Origin of the sequence: Sphingomonas sp. HITSZ_GF, from assembly GCF_029543155.1 — a bacterium.
Lineage (GTDB): Bacteria > Pseudomonadota > Alphaproteobacteria > Sphingomonadales > Sphingomonadaceae > Sphingomonas.
This window is the reverse complement of the sequence record NZ_JARQXA010000002.1, coordinates 542,689-566,057: the sequence shown is the minus strand read 5'-3', so window position 1 is coordinate 566,057 and position 23,369 is coordinate 542,689. Positions and strand designations below refer to the sequence as shown.

Here is a 23,369-nt window from a genome sequence, read left to right as displayed (position 1 = left end):
CCCTATTTCACGGCGTCACAGACACTAGGGAATTTATCGCGATGCCGAGCCTGTTCGATCCGATCCAGCTGGGGGCGATCCATGCGCCGAACCGCATCTTGATGGCGCCGCTGACGCGCGGCCGCGCGACGCGCGAGCATGTGCCGACGGCGATCATGGCGGACTATTATGCGCAGCGCGCGAGCGCCGGGCTGATCATCTCCGAAGCGACCGGCATCAGCCAGCAGGGGCTGGGCTGGGCCTATGCGCCGGGCCTGTGGAACGACGCGCAGACCGATGCGTGGAAGCCGGTGGTCGAGGCGGTGCACGCGGCCGGCGGGCGGATCGTCGCGCAGCTCTGGCACATGGGCCGGCTGGTCCATCCCGACTTCCTGGGCGGCGCGGCGCCGGTGGCGGCTTCGGCGAACACCGCGCCGGGCAGCGTGCGCACCTATCCGGCCGAGGAGAGCGGCGAGATCAAGCGCCCCTATGCCCAGGCGCGCCCGCTGCGCACCGACGAGATCCCCGGGCTGCTCGACGACTATGCCCGCGCCGCGACGAACGCGATCCGCGCCGGCTTCGACGGCGTGCAGGTCCATGCCGCGAACGGCTATCTGATCGACACCTTCCTGCGCGACAACAGCAACTTCCGCGACGACGACTATGGCGGCTCGATTCCGAACCGCATCCGCCTGCTCAGGGAAGTGACGCAGCGCGTGGTCGACACGATCGGCGGCGACCGCACCGGCGTGCGGCTGTCCCCGAACGGCGAGGTGCAGGGCGTCAACGACAGCAACCCGGCGCCGCTGTTCGAGGCCGCGGCCGCCGCGCTCGACGAGATCGGCATCGCGTTCCTCGAGATGCGCGAGCCGCGTCCGGGCGGCACGCGCGGCACGCCCGATCATCCGCCGGTGCATCCGGGGATGCGCAAGGTCTTCAACGGCCCGCTGATCCTCAACGCCGACTATCATTTCGAGGACGCCCAGGCCGCGCTCGACGCGGGCGAGGCGGATGCGATCGCCTATGGCCGCACCTTCCTGGCCAATCCCGACCTGCCGCACCGGCTGCGCGAGGGCCTGGCGCTCAACCCGCAGCGCGAGGAGCTGTTCTATATCGGCGGGACCGAGGGCTACACGGACTATCCCGTGGCGGCCTAACCCTCGCTCGAATCGAGGGCGGTGATCCAGGTCGTGGCGGCGGTGCGGAGGCCGTCACGGGTCTTGGGATTGAGCGCGAGGAAGCCGAGCACGATCGCGATCGGCCAGCCGATCGCCGCGATCAGGAAGCCGCCGACCACCAGCAGGACGAGCAGCACGATACCGAGCTGGGTCTGGCCCTCCTGATTGATCCGGATCGTGCGCGGGGCTTCCTTGTCGAACCAGGGCGCGGTGGTGAAGCCGATCCCCTCGCCGCCGGCATAGCGGCCGCGCGGCTCGGGCCTGGTCGGCCGCGGTGCCGGCCGGTCCGACGGGCGCGGCGCCTCCATCCGCCGGCGCTTCTCGCCCGGCATCTCGGGGGCGCTGGGAACCGGATGGACCGGTCCCCCCGCCTGGGTGTCGATGACGACGAGCCGGCGCCCCTGCTCCACTACGCGGTAGCGGGACGGGGGCATGTCCATCCGCTCAGCCGAACTTGCTCTTGAGCGCCAGCATCGCCAGCGCAGCCTTGGCGGCCTCGCCGCCCTTGTCCTTCTCGTCGGGCTTCGCACGCGTGAGCGCCTGGGCCTCGTTCTCGACGGTCAGGATGCCGTTGCCGATCGGCAGCGAATCCATCGCCAGCGCCATCAGCCCGCGCGCGCTTTCGTTCGAGACGATCTCGAAATGATAGGTCTCGCCGCGGATCACCACGCCGAGCGCGACGAACGCGTCGTAGCGGCCGGTCTCCGCTGCCATCGCCACCGCGCCGGGGATCTCGAGCGCGCCGGGCACGGTGATGGTCTCGTGGCTGTGGCCCGCTTCCTCGATCGCGGCACGCGCGCCCTCGAGCAGCAGGTCATTCAGGTGCGCGTAGAAGCGCGCCTCGACGATCAGGACACGTGCCAAGTCATTCTCCGGTATCGATGGGACGCTCGCCGACGATCGACAGGCCATAGCCGTCGAGCCCCACGAGCGTGTGATGCGTGTTGGTGAGCAGGACCATGTCCTGCACGCCGAGTTCGGTGAGGATCGTCGCGCCGACGCCGTAGTCGCGCAGCTCGTCCATGTCCTTGGCTTCCAGCGTGCCCTCGCGGGCCTGGAGCGCGCGAGTGAACTGGTCGGCACGCGGCTTGTTGATCACCACGACCACGCCCGAGCCTTCCTCGCCGATGATCTCCATCGAGCGGCGAAGCAGCCCGCCGCGATCGCCGCCCTCGCCGAAGATGTCGGAGAATGGCGAGAGCGCATGCATGCGGACCAGCGTGGGCTTTGCCGAATCGATCTTGCCCTTGACCAGCGCGACCTGCTCGGTCTCGGTCGCCTTGTTCCAGAAGGTCATCGCGGTCCACTCGCCGCCCCATTCGCTGGTGAAGCGCGACTCGGCACGCTTCTCGACGAGATGGTCGTAGCGGCGGCGATAGGCGATCAGGTCGCGGATCGTGCCGAGCTTGAGGTTGTGGAACTGGGCGAAGGCGATGAGATCGTCGAGACGGGCCATCGTCCCGTCGTCCTTCATGATCTCGCAGATCACGCCCGACGGATTGAGCCCGGCGAGCCGCGCGAGATCGACCGCTGCCTCGGTATGGCCGGTGCGCACGAGCACGCCGCCGTCCTTGGCGATCAGCGGGAAGACATGGCCGGGCGAAGTGATCGCATCGGGGCCGTTGGCCGCATCGATCGCCACCGCGACGGTGCGCGCGCGATCGGCGGCGGAGATGCCGGTCGAGATGCCTTCCTTCGCTTCGATCGAGACGGTGAAGGCGGTGCCGAGCGGCGTGCCGTTGACGCGGGCCATCGGCTCCAATTGAAGCTGCCGCCCGCGCTCGGCGGTGAGCGCGAGGCAGATCAGGCCGCGGCCGAAGCGCGCCATGAAATTGACCGCATCGGGCGTCGCCATCTGGGCCGGGATGACCAGATCGCCTTCGTTCTCGCGGTCCTCGTCATCGACCAGGATGACCATGCGGCCGTTGCGGGCCTCGTCGATCAGTTCCTCGGGCGAGGAGAGGAAGCCGTGCTTGAGGCGGGCCAAAGGATTTGCGTGCTCAGGCTTTGCCACGAAGGGACTCCATGCGTTGCAGATAGCGGGCGAGCACGTCGATCTCGAGATTGACGGCCTGCCCGGCTTCCAGTGCCCCGAATGTGGTGACGGCGGCAGTGTGGGGAATGATGTTGAGGTCGAATTCTACGCCTTCGGCCGTATCGCGCACCGCATTGACGGTGAGCGAGACACCATCGACGGTGATCGAGCCCTTGGGCGCGATATAGGGCGCGAGCTCGGGGCCGGCGGCGATCACGACATGGTGCGAGCCACCGACCTCCTCGATCGCCTTGACGCTGCCGATGCCGTCGACATGGCCGGTGACGATATGCCCGCCCAGCTCGTCGCCGAGCCGGAGCGCGCGCTCGAGGTTGAGCTTGCGGCCCGAGGTCCACATGCCCCGCGCGGTGCGGCTGATCGTCTCGCCCGAGACATCGAACGCGACCCAGGCGGGGCCCTTGTCGACCACGGTCAGGCACACGCCCGAGCAGGAGATCGAGGCGCCGAGATCGATCCCGGCGGTTTCATAGGCAGTGGAGACGCGGACATGCAGGTCGCCCTGCTTCTCGCTGGCCTCGACGGTGCCGATATCGGTGACGATTCCCGTGAACATTACGCGCGCTCGTAGGCCTCCATATGATCCTTGCCAAGCATGCGGCTTTCTACCAGCCGCCAGCGGTCATGCGCATCGCCCAGCCGGGCGAGCCCGATATCGCCGAGCGCAGCCCTGCCCGCGCCGATCAGGATCGGCGCGCGGTAGAGCAGCAGCCGGTCGACCAGGTCGGCGCGGAGAAAGGCCGCAGCCGTTTCGGCACCGCCTTCGACGAAGAGATGGTTCACGCCTTCGAGGGTGACGATGTCTTCAGGCGAACCGAGCACGCCCCAACCGTCACCCCCGCGAAAGCGGGGGGCCGGCTGTTCTTGTGGCAAAGAAGAGGAAGAAGCTGGGTCCCCGCTTTCGCGGGGATGACGGGTTAGGAAGAGGCGCTTGGGTGAGCGCTCCTCCAGCCCGGGCAGGCGAACGTCGAGGCCCGGCTTGTCGGTTTCCATCGTGCGGCGACCGACCAGGATCGCCTCGTGCCGGCTGCGCTCGAGATGGGTATGCGCCCGCGCCGGGGCGCCGGTGATCCACTGGCTCTCGCCCGAAGCCAGCGCGATCTGGCCGTCGAGCGAAGTGGCGAGCTTGAGCGTGACGAGCGGGCGGCCCTTTTCCAGCCGGGCCAGGAAGCCGGCCATCGAACGACGCGCCTCGGCGGTGCGCACGCCTTCGTTCACTGCGATGCCGGCGTCGCGGAGGCGCGCGGCCCCTGCCCCATTGGTGCGCGGATCGGGATCGCCGAGCGCGATCACCACCCGGGCGACGCCTGCCTCGACCAGCAGGGTCGAGCAGGCGGGGCCGCGCGGCGATTCGTGCGCGCAGGGCTCCAGCGTGACATAGACAGTTGCGCCGCGCGACTTTTCACCGGCCTGCGCCAACGCCATCGCCTCGGCATGCGGGCGGCCGCCGGGCTGGGTCCAGCCGCGGCCGACGACCAGGCCGTCGCGGACGACGACGCAGCCGACATTGGGATTGGGCGCGGTCCGGCCTCGCCCGCGCTCGCCCAGGGCCAGCGCAGCGCCCATCCAGCGCGCATCGCCCGGAAGCGCTGGGCTCAGAAGCCGTGGTTGGTCAGCCAATCGTCGTATTTCTTGAATTCGGCGGCGCGCTTTTCCTGCGCCTTTCTGAAATCTTCCTTGGCCTTGAGCTCCTTGGGAAGATCCCTGGCCTGCTGCGCGCGGATCTCGGCATCGCTGCGATCGAGCCGCCATTGCTGCACATAGATGATCTCGCGCTTGTACACCCGAGGGATGCTCGAATCCTTCACGAACATCCACAGGATCACCAACGTGATCGCCATGGCGAGCATCATGAACCACAGCTCGTAAGGCTTGCGCTGGGCGAGGAAGCGCCGGAGGTCGCGGATCGCCCGGAGCGGGGAAATATATTTCAGGAAGGTCATCTCGCCGCCGAAGATAGGAGCGCGGAGGCCCGAGAGCCAGCCCCCGCGCTCCCCCAGGGATCCGCTATTGGTCCTGGATCCGGAACGTCACGCTGAGCGTCATCCAGCTTTCCTCGGCGACGCCGCCGCGGCTGGCCGGCTTGAACCGCCATTTCGACAGCGCCTGGCGCCTGGTCGCCTCGAAGAAATCCTGGGAGGTCGCGCTGAGCTGCTCGACTGCCTTCACCCGGCCATCGGCGCCGACCAGCACCTTGACCGAGACGCGGCCATCTTCCTGGCTGCGCAGCTTGGCGGTCGGATAGGGCGGCTGGAAATCCTCGGCATAGCGCGGATCGCGGCGGGCGCCGACCAGCGGCGGGACCGGCTCGACCTTTGGCTCGACCCGGGTGACCGGACCGGTCTCGACCGGCTTGGTAATCTCGGGGAGCCGCTCCGGAATGATAGTTGTGGATTCGATGGTCCGCTCGATCTGGGTCGGCACGATCGGATCGGGGATGTTGGGCAGCGGCTGGGTGGCCGCCTTCTGCTCGACCTTGGGCTGCTCCTTGGGCGGCTCGATCGGCGGCGGGGGCGGCAAATCGGGGACGTTGTAGGTGTCCATCGAACCCGGCAGCACCTTCTTCACGAAATCGGGCGCCGAATAGATCATCCCGGCGATGATCGCCCCGTTGATCAGAAAGGCGGCGCCGAGGCTGGCGGCGCGCGGCTTGCGGGGCTGATAGCCAGATGCAGCATAGAGGGACATGGCGTTGCACTCCTTCTCCAACACCGGTTCTTGGCCGGCTTCAGTGATGATACAACATTACATATTCCGGGTAAATAGGCTCCGAATCACGCCGGACGGAGACGCTCCACGGCATTTTCCTTGCCGATCAGCGGCAGCAGCGCGGCCATGTCGGGGCCATGCTCGCGCCCGGTGAGGGCGAGTCGCAGCGGGAGGAAGAGCGCGCGGCCCTTGCGGCCGGTGGCTTGCTTGAGCGCGCCGGTGAGCGCCGGCCAGGGATCGGACCAGTCGAGCGTTTCGGCGATGGCGGCGGCCTGGGCGAGGAAGTCGCGGTCTTCGTCCGCGACCGTCGCGGCCACCGGGCCCTCGACCACCTGCCACCAGTCGGCCGCTTCGGCGACGGTGGCGAGATTGGGGCGGATCGCGTTCCAGCCGACCGCGCCCATTGCGGCGGGCAGCCGGTCCTGCACCGCTTCATAGTCGAGCTGGTGGACGATGCGGGCGTTGAGCTGCGCCAGCTCCTCTTCGTCGAAGCGCGCCGGGGCACGGCCGAAACGGGCAAAGTCGAAGCTCGCGATCAGCGGGGCGGGATCGGCAAAGGGCTCGACGGGATCGCTGGTGCCGAGGCGGGCGAGCAGCGCGATCAGCGCCTGGGGCTCGATCCCCGCCTCGCGGAAATGGGCGATGCCCAGCGAGCCAAGGCGCTTGGAGAGCTTGCCCTCGGCGCCGGTGAGCAGCGCCTCATGGGCAAAGCGCGGCGCTGCTGCACCGAGCGCGGCGAACATCTGGAGCTGCGCCGCGGTGTTGGAGACATGATCCTCGCCGCGCACGACATGGCTGATGCCCATGTCGACATCGTCGATCACCGAGGGGAGCAGATAGAGCCAGCTGCCGTCGGCCCGGCGGACGACGGGGTCCGACATCGTCTTCGGATCGAAGCGCTGCGGCCCGCGGACCAGATCGTCCCATTCGATCGCGGCGCCATGATCGAGCTTGAAGCGCCAGTGCGGGCGGACGCCCTCGGCCTCAAGCCCGGAGCGATCTTCCTCGGTGAGCGCCAGCGCGGCGCGGTCATAGACCGGGGGCAGGCCGCGGCCGAGCAGCACCTTGCGCTTGAGCTCGAGCTCCTGCGCGGTCTCATAGGCAGGATAGACCCGGCCGGCCGCCTTCAATTCGGCGAAGCGCGCCTCGTAGAGATCGAAGCGTGCGGACTGACGCGCCTCGCCATCGGGGTTCAGCCCCAGCCAGGCGAGATCGGCGCGGATCGCCTCGACGAAATGCGCCTGTGACCGCTCGCCATCGGTATCGTCGATGCGCAGCAGGAAGCGGCCGCCCTGCTTCTTCGCGAACATCCAGTTGTGGAGCGCAGCGCGGAGATTTCCGACGTGCAGATTGCCGGTGGGGCTCGGCGCGAAGCGGGTGATGACGGTCATCCGGAGCCTTTAGCCGTGCCACCGAGCCCGCGCCACCGGCGCATTTGCCGTGTATAAGCCATTTCCGCGTCTTGCCCCGCCGGGGATCGGCTGACAAAGGGGGCGTCGAGGGACACGCGGGAGATTTTCGATGAAGTTGTTGGCCGGCAATTCGAACGCGCCGCTCGCCAAGGCGATCGCGGAGTATCTCGAGATTCCGCTGACCCAGGCGAATGTCCGCCGCTTCGCCGACGAGGAGATCTTCGTCGAGATCCTCGAGAATGTCCGCGGCGAGGACGTGTTCGTGATGCAGTCGACCTCGTTCCCGGCGAACGACAACCTGATGGAGATGCTGATCATGATCGATGCGCTGAAGCGCGCATCGGCCAAGCGCATCACCGCAGTGCTCCCCTATTTCGGCTATGCCCGCCAGGACCGGAAGCCCGGCCCGCGCACGCCGATCTCCGCCAAGCTGGTCGCCAACCTGGTGACCACCGCCGGCGCCGACCGCGTCCTCTCGGTCGACCTGCATGCCGGGCAGATCCAGGGCTTCTTCGACATCCCGACCGACAATCTGTTCGGCGCGCCGGTGATGTCGGCCGATATCCAGAGCCGCTTCCCCGGCAAGCAGTGGATGGTCGTCTCGCCCGACGTCGGCGGCGTGGTCCGCGCCCGTGCGCTGGCCAAGCGGCTCGACAACGCCCCGCTCGCCATCGTCGACAAGCGCCGTGAGCGCGCCGGCGAATCGGAAGTGATGAACATCATCGGCAATGTCGAAGGGCGCTTCTGCATCCTGATCGACGACATCGTCGATTCGGCCGGCACCCTGTGCAACGCCGCCGCTGCGCTGAAGGCCGCCGGCGCCGAGGACGTGGTCGCTTATTGTACCCACGGCGTGCTTTCGGGCGGCGCCGTCGCCCGGGTCGACGGCTCGGCGCTGCGCGAGCTGGTCATCACCGATTCGATCGGCAACCACGCCGTGATCGCCGAGAGCAGCAAGATCCGCCACCTGACGATCGCGCCGCTGCTCGCCGAAGCAATCAAGCGGATCGCCGACGAGAGCTCGGTCTCCAGCCTGTTCGACTGATCCCAAAGTACACGAAGTACACGCCAAGGCGCGTTTTCACGCCTTGGCAACTTCAATGATTTCAATGGCTTAGCGAAACGCCTCGGCGACGAGGGCGACGCCTACCAGGATCATCAGCACATAGATGGCGGTGTAGAAGCGCGCCGCATCGACCCGGCGCACCAGCCAGACCCCGGCGACGGTGGAGACGAGCGCCAGCGGCAGCAGCGCGGCCGACGTCATGACGTTGGCCGGCGTGAACTGGCCGAGTGCGAGGTAGGCGGGCACCTTGATCCAGTTGGTCGCGGCGAAGAACAACGCGGTGGTGCCGACGAGCAGGTCGCGCGGCAGGCTCCGCGGCAGCACCCAGAGCTGGAAGGGCGGCTGGCCGGCATGGGCGATCTGGCTGGTAAAGCCCGAGGCGACGCCGAACAGCGAGCCGATCCAGTCGGGCCAGCTTGCCGTATCCTTCGGGGCCGCATGGCGCGCGGCCCAGAGCCGATAGGCGCCGAACAGGATCGAGATGCCGCCGACCATCGCCATCACCGCCGCCGAGGAGACGCTGGCGGCGAACCAGTAACCGAGCGCGATGCCGAGCACCGAGCCAGGCAGCATCCAGCCCAATAGCCGCCAGTCGACAGTGCGGCGGAACGCCCAGACGCCGACCACGTCCTGCGCGATCAGGATCGGCAGGGTGATCGCGGCGGCGCGCACCGGATCGATCGCGAAGGCAAGCAGCGGGAGCGAGAGCGCGCCCATGCCGGCAAACCCGCCCTTGCTGAGCCCCAGCAGGATCACCGCGGGCACGGCGAGCGCGTAGAAATGCCAATCGGTGATCATGACGGCTGGCGCTAAGGACAAATGCCGACAAGTGAAAGTGGGGCACTTCCTTCTTCCGCGTCATGCCGAACTTGTTTCAGCGTCCAAGGCGCCGCGAGGGCTATCGTTCGTGGAAAGTTGGACCCTGAAACAAGTTCAGGGTGACGGGGGATACGGTGGCCCCGGCTTCGTGGCGGGGTTTGCCTGAATGCACAAACCGCCTAATCGGGTGAGCCATGGCAGAGGATCGGAGCGGGCAAACCGCCGTCATGTGCATTTGCGAGCGCGCCGAGACGCACAAGGCCGGAGGCAGGCGCCGGCACGGATGGCATCTGCGCCATGTCGCCGATATCGGATGCGGCCATACCGGGCCGCGGCCGTGAAGTTCCGGCGGTTCGACCGGACCTTTGCGCTGCTCTTCACCGTGATGCTCGTGATCGCGGCAGGCAATACCGCGCTGCAATCGGTGCTGCCGGCACTCGGCCGCTCGCTCCATGCGCCGGACAGCGCCGTCGCCGCGGTCTTCTCGGTATCCGCCCTGCTCTGGGTGGTCGCCGCGCCCTTCTGGGCCAATCGATCCGACCGGCACGGCCGGCGCGCGATGGTATTGCTCGGCGTGGCCGGCTTCACGGTGTCGCTGGGGCTGTGCGGGCTGTGCCTGGCGATGGGAATCAACGGGCTGCTGGGGCCGATCGCGACCTTCATCGCCTTCGTCGCCGGGCGAGTGATCTACGGCACCTTCGGATCGGCGGCGCCGCCGGCGGTGCAGGCGATCGTCGCCGGGCGCACCAGCCGCGCGGAGCGCACCCAGGCGCTGACATTGCTTGCCTCTGCCTTCGGGCTCGGCACGATCCTGGGCCCGGCGATCGCGCCCTATCTGGTGATGGGGCACCTCTGGCCGGGCGGACCGATGATCGGGCTGGCCGGCCCGGCCTTTGCCGCCAGCGCGGTGGGGATAGTGATCTGGATCGCGGCGGCGCGCGGGCTGCCGCATGACGAGGGCGACGCGCACGGCGCCGCGATTTCCTATCCCTCGATCGGCGGGCAGGGCACCGGCGCGACGGTGACCGCCGCCACTGCCGAGGCCAGCGAGAATGTCCGCTATTTCGACCCGCGCATCCGCGCCTGGATCGTCGCCGGGCTGATCATCGGCCATGCCCAGGCGATGACCGGCCAGGCGATCGGCTTCCTGATCATCGACCGGTTGCACGTGCCGCCGGTCGAGGCGCTGCAGCCGACCGGGCTGGTGCTGATGCTGGGCGCCGGTGCCTCGCTGCTCGCGCAATGGGGGCTGATCCCGATGCTCGACCTGCGTCCGCGCGCGCTGGTGCTGGTGGGAGCGGCGCTGGGGGCGGTGGGCTGCATCGCGACGGGCACGGCGACGACGCTCTACGGGATCGCGCTCGGCTATGCGCTGACTGCGCTGGGCATGGGCCTTGCCCGGCCGGGCTTCACTGCCGGCGCCTCGCTCGGCGTCGGACCCGAATCGCAGGGATCGGTGGCGGGCAAGGTCACCTCGGTGAACGGCGCGGCGTTCGTGCTCGGGCCTTCGCTGGGCGTGGGGCTGTACGAGCTGTGGCGGCCACTGCCGTACCTGACCGCGGCGGGGTGGCTGGCGTGCCTGCTGGTCTATGCCTGGGTGGCGACGCGGAAATCTACAAATCCTCTCCCGGAGGGAGAGGGGGACCGCCGCCGTTAGGCGGTGGTGGAGAGGGAACGCCACAAGCGGTGCCGCCTGTGGCTAGCCCCCTCCACCAGCTTCGCTGGTCCCCCTCCCCCTCTGGGGGAGGATCTAATCAGTCCTCGCCCTTGGGCCCGTGGCCGCGCAGCATGCCCGGGGCGATGAAGCCGATCGGCTGGATCGCCGAGGCCTGCTGCTTGAGCCGGCCCGACATCGCCTGATATTCGTCCTCCATCTCGGGCGTGACCGTGGCGCGCGAATCGGCGAGCGCCTCCTCGAAATGCGCCTGGGTCACTTCCTTGGTCTGGAGCGACTGGCGCAGCGCGATCAGGCCGGCACGGCGGACGACATCCTCGAGATCGGCGCCGGTATAGCGCGGCGTCTGCTCGGCGATCGAGGCGAGATCAACATCGGCCGCAAGCGGCATCTTCGCGGTCTGGATCCGCAGGATGCGCTCGCGCCCCGGCGCATCGGGCACGCCGACATAGATCAGCTCGTCGAACCGGCCCGGACGCAGCAGCGCCGGATCGATCAAGTTGGGCCGATTGGTCGCGCCGATCACCACCACCGACTGCAGCTCCTCGAGCCCGTCCATCTCCGACAGGATCGTGTTGACCACGCGCTCGGTCGCCTGGGGCTCGCCCAGGCCGCCGCCACGGGCGGGCACGAGGCTGTCCAGCTCGTCGATGAAGATTACGCAGGGCGCGACCTGACGCGCGCGGGCGAACAGCCGGGCGATCTGCTGCTCGCTCTCGCCATACCATTTGCTGAGCAGGTCGCTCGACTTGGTGGCGATGAAGTTCGCCTCCGCCTCGCGTGCCACCGCTTTCGCAAGCAGCGTCTTGCCGGTGCCGGGCGGGCCATAGAGCAGGAAGCCCTTGGCCGGGCGGATGCCGAGGCGGCGGAACGCGTCGGGGTCCTTCAGGGGCAGCTCGACGCCTTCCTTGAGGCGCATCTGGGCATCGTCGAGCCCGCCGACATCTTCCCAGCGGACGCGCGGCGCCTCGACCATGACTTCGCGCATCGCCGAAGGCTGGACACGCTTCAATGCCTCGAGGAAATCCTCGCGGGTGACCGCCAGCGTATCGAGCACCTCGGGCGGGATCGTGCCCTTCTCGAGATCGAGCTTCGGCATGATCCGGCGCACCGCCTCGATCGCCGCCTCGCGGGCGAGCGCGGACAAGTCGGCGCCGACAAAGCCATAGGTGGTGCGCGCCAGCTCGCCGAGATCGACCTTGTCGCCGAGCGGCATGCCGCGGGTGTGGATGCCGAGGATCTCGCGCCTGCCGCGCTCGTCAGGCACGCCGACGATGATCTCGCGGTCGAAGCGGCCGGGGCGACGCAGCGCCTCGTCGATCGCATCGGGCCGATTGGTCGCGGCGATGACGACGATGTTGGCGCGCGCCTCCAGCCCGTCCATCAGCGTGAGCAGCTGCGCGACGAGACGCTTCTCCGCCTCGCCCGAGACCTGGCCACGCTTGGGCGCGATCGAATCGATCTCGTCGATGAAGACGATCGATGGCGCCGCCTTGGCCGCTTCCTCGAATATCTGGCGCAGGCGGCCTTCCGACTCGCCATAGGCCGAGCCCATGATCTCGGGCCCGTTGATCAGGAAGAACTGCGCGTCCGATTCATTGGCGACGGCGCGGGCGAGCCGCGTCTTGCCGGTGCCGGGCGGGCCATGGAGCAGCACGCCCTTGGGCGGATCGACGCCGAGGCGCTGGAACAGCTCGGGATAGCGCAAAGGCAGCTCGACCATCTCGCGCAGCTGGTCGATCGTGCCGGCCATGCCGCCGATATCGTCATAGGTGACGTCCGCCCGGCGGCCGTCGCCCGATGCCTCTTCATATTCGGGGCGCAGCTCGACCTCGGTATTCTCGTCGATATGGACGATGCCCTTGGGGCTGGCGGCGACGACGGTGAGGCGGATTTCCTGCAGCGCATAGGCCGGGGCGCGGAGGAACTGGGCGACCTGGGGCGGAATGTCCGCGCGCTGCTGGCCGGCAGTGGCGACGACGTCGCCCTGCGCCAGCGGGCGCTGGAAGAAGACGCGCTTCAGCGCCTCGCCGCTGCCCTGGAGGCGGAGGTTCTGCTGCGCGGGGGCGAACACCACGCGCGTCGCCGGCTTGGACTGGCCCTTGCGGATCTCGACGAAATCGCCCGAGCCGACACCGGCATTGGCGCGCTGGAGCCCGTCGATGCGCAGGATCTCGAGCCCTTCGTCCTCGGCATAGGGCAGCACGGCGAGCGCCGGGGTGGTGCGCTTGCCGACGATCTCGATCACGTCGCCTTCGGTGATGCCGAGCCGCGCCATCAGCGCGCGCGGCAGATGCGCGAGGCCGCGGCCGCTATCCTCGGGCCGGGCATTGGCAACCTGCAGCCGGGTGGGCTGCGCTTCTTCGTCCGCCATGTTCTAATTCTCCCCAGGCGTGTGAGACGCGGGAAGTGGGGATCGGTTGCACAAAAAAAAGGCCGATCGCGAGGACCGGCCGGGAAAGTTTTAGGAGAGGATGCCTGAAAGGCACGTGCTTTGTGCAGTGCGGCCGGTTTTTGTGCAAGTGCGAAAAGAAACATTAACGCGTGCATAACTTGCAATCGCGGATAACAGAGGCGATATATGCCCTACACCCAAAAGGGCATTGGCGTGGGGCGAAACCCGCGCCAAGGATAATGACGCAGCGCAACAAAAAGAGAGCGGAATGCGACGACTTCCTCCCCTGACGGCAATTGAGGCTTTTGTGCAGGTGGCGCGGCTCGGCTCGATCAAGGCCGCTGCCGAGGAGCTTGCGCTGTCTTCCCCGGCGCTCAGCCGCCGCGTCCAGGCGCTCGAGCGCTTCATCGGCAAACCGCTGTTCGAGCGGCGCCACCAGGCGCTCAAGCTCAACGACGACGGCGACCGGCTGCTCGGCATGATCGCGCCGGCGCTCGACACCATGGCCGACGCGGTGGAGACGATGACCAGCGGCACCGAGCTGCTGCGCCTGCGGCTGGGCCTGCTGCCGCTGTTCGCGACGCAGCGGCTGATGCCGCATTTCGGCGATCTCAAGCGCAGGCATCCCGAACTCCACCTCGACGTCGATACCGGCGGCCATGCGGTGGCGCGGCTGGGCGACGGGCTCGATGCGGCGATCGTGGTGGCGCGCGACATCGATCCGACGCTCTATGCCAAGCGGCTGGACCGAAATCGGGTCTATGTGATCGGCGCGCGCTCGCTGCTCGAGGGGCCGGATCCGATCACCAAGCCCGAACAGCTTTCGAAGCTGACCGCATTGGTGCACCGCGACATGGCGGACACCTTCACTGCCTGGCGCGCGGCGGCGGGGCTTTCGGGCCAGGAGATCGAGCCCGCCGCGATCGACCATTTCGATTCGGGCACGCTGATGCTCGAGGCCGCGGCGCAGGGGCTGGGCGTGGCGTTCATGCTCGAATCGCATTTCGAGGCGGCACGCGACGACCGGCTGGTCCAGCTCTTCGACCTGACCGTGGAGAGCGATTACAGCTACTGGTTCGTCTGCCGCCCGCGCGCGCTGGCCACGCGCCCGGTCAAGCTGTTCCACGACTGGCTGATCGCGACGCTGCAGGCGGACAGCGTGGAGTAATTAAAGCCCCTCTCCTTCAGGGGAGGGGTTTGGGGTGGGGGATGTCTCACCGAGACCAAAGCCTGCGGCCAGGCCCCACCCCAACCCCTCCCCCGAGGGGGAGGGGCTTCGGAGAAATCAAGCCTCGGTGCGGGCCTTGACGATCTTGCCCGGGTTGCGCGGCGGCTCGCCCTTGGGGAGCGCGTCGACATGTTCCATGCCTTCGGTGACCACGCCCCAGACGGTGTACTGGCCGTCGAGGAAGGTCGCGTCGTCGAGGCAGATGAAGAACTGCGAGTTGGCGCTGTTCGGATCCATGGTGCGCGCCATCGAGCAGACGCCGCGGACATGCGGCTCGCGGCTGAACTCGGCGGGCAGGTTGGGCAGCTTCGAGCCGCTCATGCCGGTGCCGGTGGGATCGCCGCCCTGCGCCATGAACCCGTCGATCACGCGGTGGAAGACGACGCCGTCATAGAAGCCCTCGTCCGAGAGGGTGGCGATGCGCTCAACATGCTTGGGGGCGAGATCGGGACGCAGCTGGATGTGCACGTCGCCGGTATCGAGGGTCATGACGAGCTTGGTCGGTTCGGACACGTAATTACTCCTGAGAACGATTTGCACCGCAACTAGGCGGCCTTGGGGCGACTTGCAAATCGTGCCGTGCGGTGGCAGCGGCGGGACGGGGCCGAACAAGGGAGGTCGAACCGTGAGCGAGACCGAACTTCAAGCGGATAGCGTAGCGCCCGAGCCCGTCGGCCAGCTCGACGAGGACGACCGGCTGCGCCCCGAATTCGTCGATGCCGTGCTCGACGCAGTGCATGACGGCGATTCCGCCCGCGCGCACGAGCTGGCCGAGCCGCTCCACCCCGCCGACATCGCCGACCTGGTCGAGCTCGCGCCGTCCGAGGACCGCCCGGCGCTGGTCACTGCGATCGCCGACCTGATCGACGGCGACGTGCTCGCCGAGATGAACGACTGGGTGCGCGAGGTCCTGGTCGAATCGCTCACCGCCACCCAGGTGGCGGACATCGCCGCCGAGCTCGATACCGACGACGCCGTCGCGATCATCGAGGACATGGACGTCGAGGACCAGCGCGAAGTGCTGCGCGCGCTCGACCCCGACGACCGCGCCGCGATCGAGGAGGCGCTGTCCTATCCCGAGGAGTCCGCCGGCCGCCTGATGCAGCGCGAGCTGATCGCGGTGCCCGAGCATTGGACCGTCGGCGACGTGCTCGACTATCTGCGCAAGAACGAGGACCTCACCACCGATTTCTGGGAGATCTTCGTGGTCGATCCGGCGCACAAGCCGGTCGGCACCTGCCAGCTCTCCTGGGTGCTGCGCACGCCGCGCGTCGTCTCGATGGGCGACGTGATGAAGCGCGAGCAGACGCTGATCCCGGTCGACATGGACCAGGAGGAAGTGGCGCTGCGCTTCCAGAAATACGCGCTGATCTCGGCCGCGGTGGTCGATCCCAGCGGGCGGCTGGTCGGCATGATCACCGTCGACGACATCGTCCACATCATCTCCGAGGAAGCGGGCGAGGACGCGCTGCTGCTCTCGGGCGCGGGCGAAGGCGACATCAACGAGCCGGTGATGGACAGCTACAAGGGCCGGGTGCGCTGGCTGCTGACCAATCTGCTCACCGCTTTGGTCGCCGCGACAATCATCAGCCTGTTCGAAGGCACGATCCAGAAGATGGTGGCGCTGGCCGCGCTGATGCCGATCGTCGCCGGCGTCGGCGGCAATGCCGGCACCCAGACCATGGCGGTGACGGTGCGCGCGCTCGCCACCAACCAGCTGACCCAATCGAACACGCTGCGCGCGATCCGGCGCGAAATCTCGATCGCGCTGCTCAACGGCGTAACCGTGGCATTGGTGATCGGCACCGCCGTGGGGCTGTTCTACCATCATGCCGCGCTGGGCGGCGTGATCGCGGCGGCGATGATGACCAATATCTTCATCGCGGGCCTGGCCGGCGTCGTCGTCCCGCTGACGCTCGACCGGCTCAAGGCCGACCCGGCAGTTGCCAGCTCGATCTTCGTGACGATGACTACCGATTCGATGGGCTTCCTGGCGTTTCTCGGCCTGGCCAGCGCGAGCGGGCTGGTCGGTTGATTGCGGCGGCTCCGCATCCCAGATTGACCGCGTGACGCTGCACCTGACCAAGGTCGCCTTTGGCTGCGACTCCGTAGAGTATCTCGCCCAGCGCCTCGCCGCGCGCGGCGGCACCTGGGGGCTGACCACCCGCTACCTGCCCAAAAGGCACGCGGAGATCGACGGGCAGGGCTCGCTGTTCTGGATCCTCAAGCACCAGCTGGTCGGCCGCACGCCGATCGTCGGGTTCGGCGAGGCCGAGGGCGGGCGCACCGCGATCCTGATGGAGCCGAAGCTGATCCTGGTCGCCAACCGCCCCAAGCGCGCGCATCAGGGCTGGCGCTATCTCGAGGACGCCGACGCGCCGAAGGACCTGGGCGAAGCGGGCGCGGGGCTGGACGAACTGCCGCCGGCGCTGATGGGCGAGCTGGCAGGGCTGGGGCTGATCTGACGTATATCGTCATCCCGGCGAAAGCCGGGATCTCGTGCCATCGGCTGTTCGCTCGCGGCCTGAGACCCCGGCTTTCGCCGGGGTGACGACTTCGTCGTCAGTTCACCAGCAGCGGATACGCATTCCGGAACGCCGCCACCTTGGGCTTGTCCCAGCGGACGATGTAGGGGTGGGTCGGGTTCCGCCAGAAGAAGTCCTGGTGATAGGCCTCGGCCGGGTAGAAGGCGCCCGTCTCCAGCTTGGTCACGATCGGCTTGGGGAAGGCTCTCGCCTTGGTCAGCTGGGCGATATAGGCGGCGGCGACGGCGCGTTGCTCATCGTCCTGCGGGAAGATCGCCGAGCGATAGCTGGGGCCGGTATCCGGATATTGCCGGTTGAGCTGGGTCGGATCGTGCGCGACCGAGAAATAGATGCGCAGCAAGGTGCCGTAGCTGACCTTCCTGGGATCATAGGCGATGCGCACCGCCTCGGCATGGCCGGTCTTCTCGGTCGAGACCTGGCGATAGGTCGCGGTCTTCGCGGTACCGCCGGCATAGCCCGAGGTCACCGAATGCACGCCCTTCACCGACTGGAAGACCGCCTCCATCCCCCAGAAGCAGCCGCCGGCCAGCACCGCGACCTGCTCGCCCTTGCCCGGCTTCACGTCGAGCGCGGGGACAGGCACGGGCACCGCGCGCTCGACCACGCCGGACGCCGACGTGAGGAACAGCGCGGCTCCAGCGAGCGCGACAACGGGGAGCGACCATTTCAGCATGGCCGCAATGTCGTACGCCCGGAGGCTCAGCGCAAGGCCGCGCAGGCTTCCTGGATGCGACCACAGGCTTCGGTGAGCAGCGCGTCCGACGTCGCATAGCTGATCCGCAGCGCCGGCGAGAAGCCGAAGGCCGCGCCGTGCACCGCCGCGACGCGCGCTTCGGTGAGCAGATAGCCGACCATTTCCTCGTCGGTGGTGATCACCTGGCCCTTGGGCGTGGTCTTGCCGATCAGCTGGCTGAACTCGGGATAGACGTAGAAGGCGCCTTCCGGACGCGGGCAGGTCATGCCGTTGATCTGGTTGAGCATCGAGACGACGAGATCGCGGCGGCCCTGGAAGGCGGCGACGCGCTCCTTGAGGAAGCTCTGGTCGCCGTTCAGCGCCGCGACCGAGGCCGCCTGCGAGATGCTGCACGGGTTGGAGGTCGACTGCGACTGGAGCTTGCCCATGGCCTTGATCAGCCATGCCGGGCCACCCGCGTAACCGATGCGCCAGCCGGTCATCGCATAGGCCTTGGACACGCCATTGGCGGTGAGCACGCGATCGGTGAGCGACGGGCAGACCTGCGCGATCGTGGCGAATTCGAAGCCGTCGTACAGAATGTGCTCGTACATGTCGTCGGCATAGATCAGCACATGCGGGTGCCGCTCGAGCACCTCGCCGATCGCCTTAAGCTCGGCGGCCGAATAGGCGGCGCCGGTCGGGTTGGACGGCGAGTTGAGCACCACCCACTTGGTCTTGGCGGTGATCGCGGCCTCGAGCTGCTCGGGCTTGATCTTGTAGCCCTGCTCGGCGCCGGCCGAGATGAAGACCGGCTTGCCGCCGGCGAACTCGACCACGTCGGGATAGCTGACCCAATAGGGCGCCGGCACGATCACTTCGTCGCCCGCGTCGATCGTCGCGCAGAAGGCGTTGAACAGGGTGTGCTTGCCGCCCGAGTTCACGCTGATCTGGTTCTCGGCATAGGTGAGGCCATTGTCGCGCGCGTACTTGGCGATGATCGCCTGCTTGAGCTCGGGCGTGCCGTCGACATTGGTGTATTTGGTCTTGCCCGCGCGGATCGCCTCGATCGCGGCTTCCTTGACGAAGTCGGGCGTGTCGAAATCGGGCTCGCCGGCACCCAGGCCGATCACGTCGATCCCCTGGCGCTTCAGCTCGAACACCTTGCTCGTCATCGCGAGCGTGGCGGAGGGCTGGATGCGATTGAGCGCGGCCGAGGTCTGCATGAGTACGCCTTTTCCGGTGAGGGAGACGGCGCGCCTATAGGACCCCGTTCTAGGCTTTCGCAACCGTTACGGCTGAAACCAGTCCACGAAGCGCGTTTCCGACGTAGAAACCGCCTTCGAGATCGGCGGGGGTGAGATCGCCCTCGACCGCGCGGCCGCTCTCGATCAGCTCGGCGCGCAGCACGCCGGGGAGCAGGCCGCGGGCCAGCGGCGGGGTGACGAGCATGCCGTCGTCGCGCTCGACGAAGATCGACGTGAAGCTGCCCTCGGTGAGATGGCCCTCGGCATCGGTGAACACCACTTCCCAGGCGCCCGAAGCCTTGCGCGCCTCGTCGTAAAAGGCGCGGCGGCTGGTCTTGTGGACCAGGCGAAAGTCGTCCCGCGCGACTTTGCGCGGCTGGATCGCCACCTCGACCGGGCCGGCGGGCGCTTCGGGCAGCGGCGCGATGCCGATGGCGATGGCGCCCGAGGGGGCGAGCAGCAGCCGCACCCGCGCAGGCGCGCGAAGGCGGAAGGTGGCGGCCTGAAGCTCGTTGCGCGCCGCATGCCGATCGAATTCGAAGCCGAAGACCTGGGCGCTGGCCTTCATCCGCGCCAGGTGCCGTTCGAGCAGCACCAGCCCGGCGAGCGGATCGAAGCGCATCGTCTCGATCAGGTCGAACGCAGTCTCGCCGGCCGTGACGAACGCGCCCTTGGCCAGGCACTCGTCCCATTCCTCGGCGGCGTTCGAATCGGCAACCACGCCCGATCCTAACCCGAGCAGCGCGCGTGTCGCCCCCTGATCGATGGTGAGGGTGCGGATCGCCACGTTGAAATTGGCGTCGCCGTCCTTGTCGATCGCGCCGATCGCCCCGGTATAGATGCCGCGCGGATCCTGCTCGACCTCGGCGATCACCTGCATCGCGCGCAGCTTGGGCGCGCCGGTGACCGAGCCGCAGGGGAACAACCCCGCCAGCACTTCGATCGGCCCCGCCTCGGCGCCCGGGTAGGCGGTGACGGTGGAGACCATCTGGTGGACGGTGGGGTAGCGCTCGACCTGGAACAGCGACGGCACCTTGACCGTGCCCGGCTGGGCAAGGCGGGTGAGATCGTTGCGCATCAGATCGACGATCATCAGATTTTCGGCGCGCTGCTTGGGATCGGCGGCCAGCGCCGCGGCGATCGCATCATCCTCTGCCGGGGTCGCCCCGCGCCGCGCGGTGCCCTTCATCGGGCGCACGGTGATGCCTTCCCTGTTCTCATCATAGTCGAAGAACAGCTCGGGGGAGAAGGACAGCACCCACTCGCTCCCGGTGAAGACGAGCGCGCTGTGGCCGGCGGCGGCACGGCGGCGGAGCAGCGCGTAGAGCGCGGCCGGGTGGCCGGCAAAGGGGACATCGGCGCGGAAGGTGAGGTTGGCCTGATAGATGTCGCCCGCCTGGATATAGTCGGCGACGCGATCGAACTGGCCGCGATAGGCAGCGGCAGTGATCCGGGGCACCGGCGCACCGGCCCAGGCGCCCGCCGGATCGGGGAGCAGCGCTTCGGCATCGACGCGATCGACCAGCGAGAAGATGCCGAACCACAGGCAGGGGCCGGTGCCGCGCTGGGCAACGGCATGCGGCTCGATCCCGGGCGAGGCTTCGTAGGAGCAGAAGCCGGCAAGGTTGAACCCGTGATCGAACCACAGCTCCATCCCCCGGAAAGCGCGCTCCATCTCTTCGGGCGAATCGGCGCGCACCGCGCCTGCCGGCGTGTGGAACAGCCGGGCGCCGGCGCCGCCGGGCCGGGCATCGTCGAGCAGGACGAAGGGAGTATCGGGCAGGTTCATGCCGTGCCCCGCATGCAACCCCGCGCACGCCACGGCAAGCCCGTGTTGCGGCATGAGGCACCGCCGCCTATCTCGGCGCCATGGCAAATCCCCCGATGCGCGCCGCGGTGATCCCGGTCACCCCGCTCCAGCAGAATTGCACGCTCCTGTGGTGCACCGAGACGATGCGCGGCGCATTCGTCGATCCGGGCGGCGACCTGGAGAAGCTGCGCGCGGCGGCGAAGCAGGCGGGCGTGACGATCGAGAAGATCCTCGTCACCCATGGCCATATCGATCATTGCGGCGCCGCCGGCGAGTTCGCCAAGGAACTGGGCGTGCCGCTGGAAGGGCCGCATGAGGCCGATCGCTTCTGGATATCGCGGCTCGACGAGGACGGCCGGAAATACGGCATCCGCGGCACCGTGTTCGAGCCCGATCGCTGGCTGGAGCAGGGCGACCAGGTCACCGTCGGCAACCTGACCCTCGACGTCTATCACTGCCCCGGCCACACGCCGGGCCATGTCGTGTTCCACCATCCCGAATCGAAGTTCGCGACCGTGGGCGACGTGCTGTTCCAGGGATCGATCGGCCGCACCGACTTCCCGCTGGGCAACCATCAGGACCTGCTCGACGCGATCGTCGAGCGGCTATGGCCGCTGGGGGACGACACGACCTTCGTCCCCGGGCACGGGCCGCTCAGCAATTTCGGCCATGAACGGAAGACCAATCCGTTCGTGGCCGATTCGGTGCTGGCGAAGGCCTAGCCCTTCGGGCCGATCTTGAAGACGGCGGTGGGCGCCGGCTGCGGCTGGGCGCCGAGATAGATCGCGTAGCTGGCGAGCAGCAGCATCGGCACGAAGGTGAGCAGCATGCCGGCCTGGCGCGCCCAGATCGGGCCGACCATGCCGATCGCATGGAGCGCGCGGCCGAGCAGGAAGGCGGCGGCGAGCCCCCAGAGATAGATGCTCGATCCGGTCGCCAGCTCGATCAGGGCGATCAGGATCAGCGTGAGCGGCGCATATTCGGTGAAGTTCAGATGCGCGCGCATCCGAGTCGTCAGCTCGCCCTGCGCGCCTTCGCCGTGCAGGATCTTGTTGGACAGGCGAATGCGGATGATTCGCGCGCCGAGCCAGAAATTGAGCAGGGCGGCGGCGCCGGCGGCGCTGAGCGTGACAGGAAGAAAAATCATTATGGGTCCCCTTGTCCTGCCGACCTGCCACGCACTTGCTTCCCCCGCAAGAATCGCTATAGGCGCGCACTCGCTTTCGTGACCGTCCGCTGGTCCGGCGAGCGCCGGAGCTTCCGTCGCTTGCCCGCTGGGCCGTGCGGGCGTATCGCGATTTTGACTTTTGTTTCGTTAGAAGGTGCCGAAATGGCCGTTCCCAAGAGAAAGACTACGCCGTCGCGGCGTGGCATGCGTCGCGCTCATGACGCCCTGGTTCCGCAGGCGTTCCAGGAATGCCCGAACTGTGGCGAGCTGAAGCGCCCGCACGTGCTGTGCGGTTCGTGCGGCCACTATAACGGCCGCGAGATCGTTTCGGCCGAAGACTGATTGGTCGAAACGCGCGGGGGCATGCGGGCATGACGAATTCCTCTCGAATCGCCGTCGATGCGATGGGCGGTGACGAGGGAATTGCGGTGATGCTCGCCGGTGTCGCCCGCGCGCGCCGCCGGTTCGAGGGCATGGAGTTCATCCTCGTCGGTGACGAGGCGCAGATCCGCGAGGGTCTGAAGAACCACCCGAACCTGACGGCCGCCTCCGAAATCGTCCATGCACCGGACGTCGTCGCCTCGGAAGAGAAGCCGAGCGCGGCGATTCGGCGTGCCAAGACCACGTCGATGGGAATCGCCATCGACCTGGTGAAGCAGGGCAAGGCTGGCGCCGCCGTCTCCTCGGGCAATACCGGGGCGCTGATGGCGATGGCCAAGCTGTCGCTGCGCACCATGCCGGGAATCGACCGGCCGGCGCTCGCCGCGCTGATGCCGACGCTCGGCGAGAACGACACGGTGATGCTCGACCTCGGCGCCAATACGGAAGTCGATGCGCGCAACCTCGTCCAGTTCGCCGTGATGGGCGCCGCCTATGCGCGCACCGCGCTCGACCTGCAGAACCCGCGGGTGGCGCTGCTCAACATCGGCACCGAGGACATGAAGGGCACCGACTCGATCCGCGACGCCGCGGCCGAACTGCGTAAGGCAGATCATCTGCGCCTCGACTTCAAGGGCTTCATCGAAGGCAACAAGCTTTCGCGCGGCGATGTCGACGTGATCGTGTGCGACGGCTTCTCGGGCAATATCGCGCTCAAGACGGTTGAAGGCACCGCCCGCTTCGTCGCGGACCTGCTGCGCCGCGCCTTCCAGAGCTCGACCCGCTCGAAGATCGGCTTCCTGATCTCCAAACCGGCAACCGAGCTGCTGCGCACGCATCTCGATCCCAACAACCATAATGGTGCAGTCTTCCTCGGCCTCAACGGCATCGTCGTGAAGAGCCATGGCAGCGCCAACGAACTCGGCGTCGACACTGCGATCGGCTTCGCGGCCAAGATGCTGCGCGACGATCTCAATCGCCGCATCGCCGAGGATCTCGGGAACTTCGAAGCAAAGGCGGCGTAGATAGTTTG

General features: G+C 67.9%; 24 protein-coding genes. 9 read left to right on the top strand and 15 right to left on the bottom strand.

The genetic code is table 11. The features are described 5' to 3' along the window. The first annotated feature begins 41 nt into the window (after nucleotides 1-41). On the top strand, nucleotides 42-1,136 hold the full coding sequence (locus P6144_RS08555; protein WP_277767314.1) for an alkene reductase: 1,095 nt from the start codon (nucleotides 42-44) through the stop codon (nucleotides 1,134-1,136). Here the strand turns inward: P6144_RS08555 and P6144_RS08550 are convergent. From P6144_RS08550 to gltX, 8 genes are all read right to left on the bottom strand, one after another. Next, a complete protein-coding gene (locus tag P6144_RS08550) occupies nucleotides 1,133-1,591 on the bottom strand; it encodes a hypothetical protein (RefSeq protein ID WP_277767313.1) in 459 nt (152 codons plus the stop codon). The genes P6144_RS08555 and P6144_RS08550 overlap by 4 nt on opposite strands. Nucleotides 1,592-1,601: 10 nt before the next feature. Then, the gene (ribH, locus tag P6144_RS08545; protein WP_180144206.1) at nucleotides 1,602-2,021 is read right to left on the bottom strand and encodes a 6,7-dimethyl-8-ribityllumazine synthase; all 420 of its coding nucleotides are present in this window, start codon (nucleotides 2,019-2,021) and stop codon (nucleotides 1,602-1,604) included. A gap of 1 nt (nucleotide 2,022) precedes the next feature. Continuing rightward, nucleotides 2,023-3,171 carry a 3,4-dihydroxy-2-butanone-4-phosphate synthase gene (gene ribB, locus P6144_RS08540; protein ID WP_277767312.1) on the bottom strand — a complete coding sequence of 383 codons (1,149 nt, stop codon included), beginning with the start codon at nucleotides 3,169-3,171 and terminating at the stop codon, nucleotides 2,023-2,025. Further along, a complete protein-coding gene (locus tag P6144_RS08535; protein WP_277767311.1) occupies nucleotides 3,158-3,766 on the bottom strand; it encodes a riboflavin synthase in 609 nt (202 codons plus the stop codon). The genes ribB and P6144_RS08535 overlap by 14 nt, the downstream gene beginning before the upstream one ends. After that, nucleotides 3,766-4,776, bottom strand: a complete 1,011-nt coding sequence (ribD, locus tag P6144_RS08530) for a bifunctional diaminohydroxyphosphoribosylaminopyrimidine deaminase/5-amino-6-(5-phosphoribosylamino)uracil reductase RibD (protein WP_277767310.1) — start codon at nucleotides 4,774-4,776, stop codon at nucleotides 3,766-3,768. The genes P6144_RS08535 and ribD overlap by 1 nt, the downstream gene beginning before the upstream one ends. Nucleotides 4,777-4,805: 29 nt before the next feature. After that, complete coding sequence (locus tag P6144_RS08525) at nucleotides 4,806-5,153, bottom strand: hypothetical protein (RefSeq protein WP_277767309.1); 348 nt, start codon at nucleotides 5,151-5,153, stop codon at nucleotides 4,806-4,808. Between the two features lie 64 nt (nucleotides 5,154-5,217). After that, nucleotides 5,218-5,898, bottom strand: a complete 681-nt coding sequence (locus P6144_RS08520; protein ID WP_277767308.1) for an energy transducer TonB — start codon at nucleotides 5,896-5,898, stop codon at nucleotides 5,218-5,220. An 86-nt stretch (nucleotides 5,899-5,984) separates the two neighbouring features. Further along, nucleotides 5,985-7,310 (bottom strand): glutamate--tRNA ligase, encoded by a 1,326-nt coding sequence (gene gltX / locus P6144_RS08515; protein ID WP_277767307.1) that lies wholly within the window; start codon nucleotides 7,308-7,310, stop codon nucleotides 5,985-5,987. Between the two features lie 130 nt (nucleotides 7,311-7,440). On the opposite strand from gltX, the gene P6144_RS08510 reads away from it, so the two are divergent. Beyond that, complete coding sequence (locus P6144_RS08510) at nucleotides 7,441-8,376, top strand: ribose-phosphate pyrophosphokinase (protein ID WP_277767306.1); 936 nt, start codon at nucleotides 7,441-7,443, stop codon at nucleotides 8,374-8,376. Nucleotides 8,377-8,445: 69 nt separating this feature from the next. Here the strand turns inward: P6144_RS08510 and P6144_RS08505 are convergent, their stop codons facing one another. Beyond that, nucleotides 8,446-9,195, bottom strand: coding sequence for a sulfite exporter TauE/SafE family protein (locus tag P6144_RS08505; protein ID WP_277767305.1), 750 nt, complete (start codon nucleotides 9,193-9,195; stop codon nucleotides 8,446-8,448). Nucleotides 9,196-9,529: 334 nt separating this feature from the next. On the opposite strand from P6144_RS08505, the gene P6144_RS08500 reads away from it, so the two are divergent. Further along, nucleotides 9,530-10,873, top strand: coding sequence for an MFS transporter (locus tag P6144_RS08500; RefSeq protein WP_277767304.1), 1,344 nt, complete (start codon nucleotides 9,530-9,532; stop codon nucleotides 10,871-10,873). A 97-nt stretch (nucleotides 10,874-10,970) separates the two neighbouring features. Here P6144_RS08500 and P6144_RS08495 read toward each other — a convergent pair whose 3' ends face one another. Next, nucleotides 10,971-13,265 carry a CDC48 family AAA ATPase gene (locus P6144_RS08495; RefSeq protein ID WP_277767303.1) on the bottom strand — a complete coding sequence of 765 codons (2,295 nt, stop codon included), beginning with the start codon at nucleotides 13,263-13,265 and terminating at the stop codon, nucleotides 10,971-10,973. Nucleotides 13,266-13,554: 289 nt separating this feature from the next. On the opposite strand from P6144_RS08495, the gene P6144_RS08490 reads away from it, so the two are divergent. Next, nucleotides 13,555-14,454, top strand: coding sequence for a LysR substrate-binding domain-containing protein (locus P6144_RS08490; protein ID WP_277767302.1), 900 nt, complete (start codon nucleotides 13,555-13,557; stop codon nucleotides 14,452-14,454). A 117-nt stretch (nucleotides 14,455-14,571) separates the two neighbouring features. Here the strand turns inward: P6144_RS08490 and P6144_RS08485 are convergent, their stop codons facing one another. Next, nucleotides 14,572-15,027: a peptidylprolyl isomerase gene (locus P6144_RS08485; RefSeq protein ID WP_277767301.1), complete on the bottom strand. Its 456-nt coding sequence runs from the start codon at nucleotides 15,025-15,027 to the stop codon at nucleotides 14,572-14,574. 112 nt (nucleotides 15,028-15,139) lie between these two features. On the opposite strand from P6144_RS08485, the gene mgtE reads away from it, so the two are divergent. Both mgtE and P6144_RS08475 read left to right on the top strand, forming a co-directional pair. After that, complete coding sequence (gene mgtE / locus P6144_RS08480; protein WP_277767300.1) at nucleotides 15,140-16,549, top strand: magnesium transporter; 1,410 nt, start codon at nucleotides 15,140-15,142, stop codon at nucleotides 16,547-16,549. 31 nt (nucleotides 16,550-16,580) lie between these two features. Beyond that, on the top strand, nucleotides 16,581-16,979 hold the full coding sequence (locus P6144_RS08475; protein WP_277767299.1) for a DUF1489 domain-containing protein: 399 nt from the start codon (nucleotides 16,581-16,583) through the stop codon (nucleotides 16,977-16,979). 97 nt (nucleotides 16,980-17,076) lie between these two features. Here P6144_RS08475 and msrA read toward each other — a convergent pair whose 3' ends face one another. The 3 genes from msrA to pabB are packed head-to-tail and all read right to left on the bottom strand — an operon-like array spanning nucleotide 17,077 to nucleotide 20,769. Beyond that, nucleotides 17,077-17,733: a peptide-methionine (S)-S-oxide reductase MsrA gene (gene msrA, locus P6144_RS08470; RefSeq protein ID WP_277767298.1), complete on the bottom strand. Its 657-nt coding sequence runs from the start codon at nucleotides 17,731-17,733 to the stop codon at nucleotides 17,077-17,079. Between the two features lie 26 nt (nucleotides 17,734-17,759). Beyond that, complete coding sequence (locus tag P6144_RS08465; RefSeq protein ID WP_277767297.1) at nucleotides 17,760-18,959, bottom strand: pyridoxal phosphate-dependent aminotransferase; 1,200 nt, start codon at nucleotides 18,957-18,959, stop codon at nucleotides 17,760-17,762. Nucleotides 18,960-19,008: 49 nt separating this feature from the next. After that, entirely contained in the window at nucleotides 19,009-20,769 is a 1,761-nt protein-coding gene (gene pabB / locus P6144_RS08460; protein ID WP_277767296.1) for an aminodeoxychorismate synthase component I, read from the bottom strand. An 80-nt stretch (nucleotides 20,770-20,849) separates the two neighbouring features. On the opposite strand from pabB, the gene P6144_RS08455 reads away from it, so the two are divergent. Further along, nucleotides 20,850-21,512, top strand: a complete 663-nt coding sequence (locus P6144_RS08455) for an MBL fold metallo-hydrolase (protein ID WP_277767295.1) — start codon at nucleotides 20,850-20,852, stop codon at nucleotides 21,510-21,512. Here P6144_RS08455 and P6144_RS08450 read toward each other — a convergent pair. After that, nucleotides 21,509-21,937, bottom strand: a complete 429-nt coding sequence (locus P6144_RS08450; RefSeq protein WP_277767294.1) for an MAPEG family protein — start codon at nucleotides 21,935-21,937, stop codon at nucleotides 21,509-21,511. The genes P6144_RS08455 and P6144_RS08450 overlap by 4 nt on opposite strands. 183 nt (nucleotides 21,938-22,120) lie before the next feature. On the opposite strand from P6144_RS08450, the gene rpmF reads away from it, so the two are divergent. Then, on the top strand, nucleotides 22,121-22,300 hold the full coding sequence (gene rpmF / locus P6144_RS08445; protein WP_277767293.1) for a 50S ribosomal protein L32: 180 nt from the start codon (nucleotides 22,121-22,123) through the stop codon (nucleotides 22,298-22,300). Between the two features lie 29 nt (nucleotides 22,301-22,329). Beyond that, the gene (gene plsX, locus P6144_RS08440; protein WP_277767292.1) at nucleotides 22,330-23,361 is read left to right on the top strand and encodes a phosphate acyltransferase PlsX; all 1,032 of its coding nucleotides are present in this window, start codon (nucleotides 22,330-22,332) and stop codon (nucleotides 23,359-23,361) included. The last annotated feature ends 8 nt before the right edge of the window (nucleotides 23,362-23,369 follow it).

Excerpts from the sequence above, each read along its gene's own strand:
- plsX (WP_277767292.1), top strand. The coding sequence starts at position 22,330 with ATGACGAATTCCTCTCGAATCGCCGTCGATGCGATGGGCGGTGACGAG.
- P6144_RS08550 (WP_277767313.1), bottom strand. The coding sequence starts at position 1,591 with ATGCCCCCGTCCCGCTACCGCGTAGTGGAGCAGGGGCGCCGGCTCGTC.
- P6144_RS08520 (WP_277767308.1), bottom strand. The coding sequence starts at position 5,898 with ATGTCCCTCTATGCTGCATCTGGCTATCAGCCCCGCAAGCCGCGCGCC.
- P6144_RS08525 (WP_277767309.1), bottom strand. The coding sequence starts at position 5,153 with ATGACCTTCCTGAAATATATTTCCCCGCTCCGGGCGATCCGCGACCTC.
- P6144_RS08450 (WP_277767294.1), bottom strand. The coding sequence starts at position 21,937 with ATGATTTTTCTTCCTGTCACGCTCAGCGCCGCCGGCGCCGCCGCCCTG.
- msrA (WP_277767298.1), bottom strand. The coding sequence starts at position 17,733 with ATGCTGAAATGGTCGCTCCCCGTTGTCGCGCTCGCTGGAGCCGCGCTG.
- P6144_RS08510 (WP_277767306.1), top strand. The coding sequence starts at position 7,441 with ATGAAGTTGTTGGCCGGCAATTCGAACGCGCCGCTCGCCAAGGCGATC.
- P6144_RS08500 (WP_277767304.1), top strand. The coding sequence starts at position 9,530 with ATGCGGCCATACCGGGCCGCGGCCGTGAAGTTCCGGCGGTTCGACCGG.
- P6144_RS08455 (WP_277767295.1), top strand. The coding sequence starts at position 20,850 with ATGGCAAATCCCCCGATGCGCGCCGCGGTGATCCCGGTCACCCCGCTC.
- gltX (WP_277767307.1), bottom strand. The coding sequence starts at position 7,310 with ATGACCGTCATCACCCGCTTCGCGCCGAGCCCCACCGGCAATCTGCAC.
- ribD (WP_277767310.1), bottom strand. The coding sequence starts at position 4,776 with ATGGGCGCTGCGCTGGCCCTGGGCGAGCGCGGGCGAGGCCGGACCGCG.
- P6144_RS08555 (WP_277767314.1), top strand. The coding sequence starts at position 42 with ATGCCGAGCCTGTTCGATCCGATCCAGCTGGGGGCGATCCATGCGCCG.
- P6144_RS08505 (WP_277767305.1), bottom strand. The coding sequence starts at position 9,195 with ATGATCACCGATTGGCATTTCTACGCGCTCGCCGTGCCCGCGGTGATC.
- P6144_RS08465 (WP_277767297.1), bottom strand. The coding sequence starts at position 18,959 with ATGCAGACCTCGGCCGCGCTCAATCGCATCCAGCCCTCCGCCACGCTC.
- P6144_RS08490 (WP_277767302.1), top strand. The coding sequence starts at position 13,555 with ATGCGACGACTTCCTCCCCTGACGGCAATTGAGGCTTTTGTGCAGGTG.
- P6144_RS08495 (WP_277767303.1), bottom strand. The coding sequence starts at position 13,265 with ATGGCGGACGAAGAAGCGCAGCCCACCCGGCTGCAGGTTGCCAATGCC.
- pabB (WP_277767296.1), bottom strand. The coding sequence starts at position 20,769 with ATGAACCTGCCCGATACTCCCTTCGTCCTGCTCGACGATGCCCGGCCC.
- rpmF (WP_277767293.1), top strand. The coding sequence starts at position 22,121 with ATGGCCGTTCCCAAGAGAAAGACTACGCCGTCGCGGCGTGGCATGCGT.
- P6144_RS08535 (WP_277767311.1), bottom strand. The coding sequence starts at position 3,766 with ATGTTCACGGGAATCGTCACCGATATCGGCACCGTCGAGGCCAGCGAG.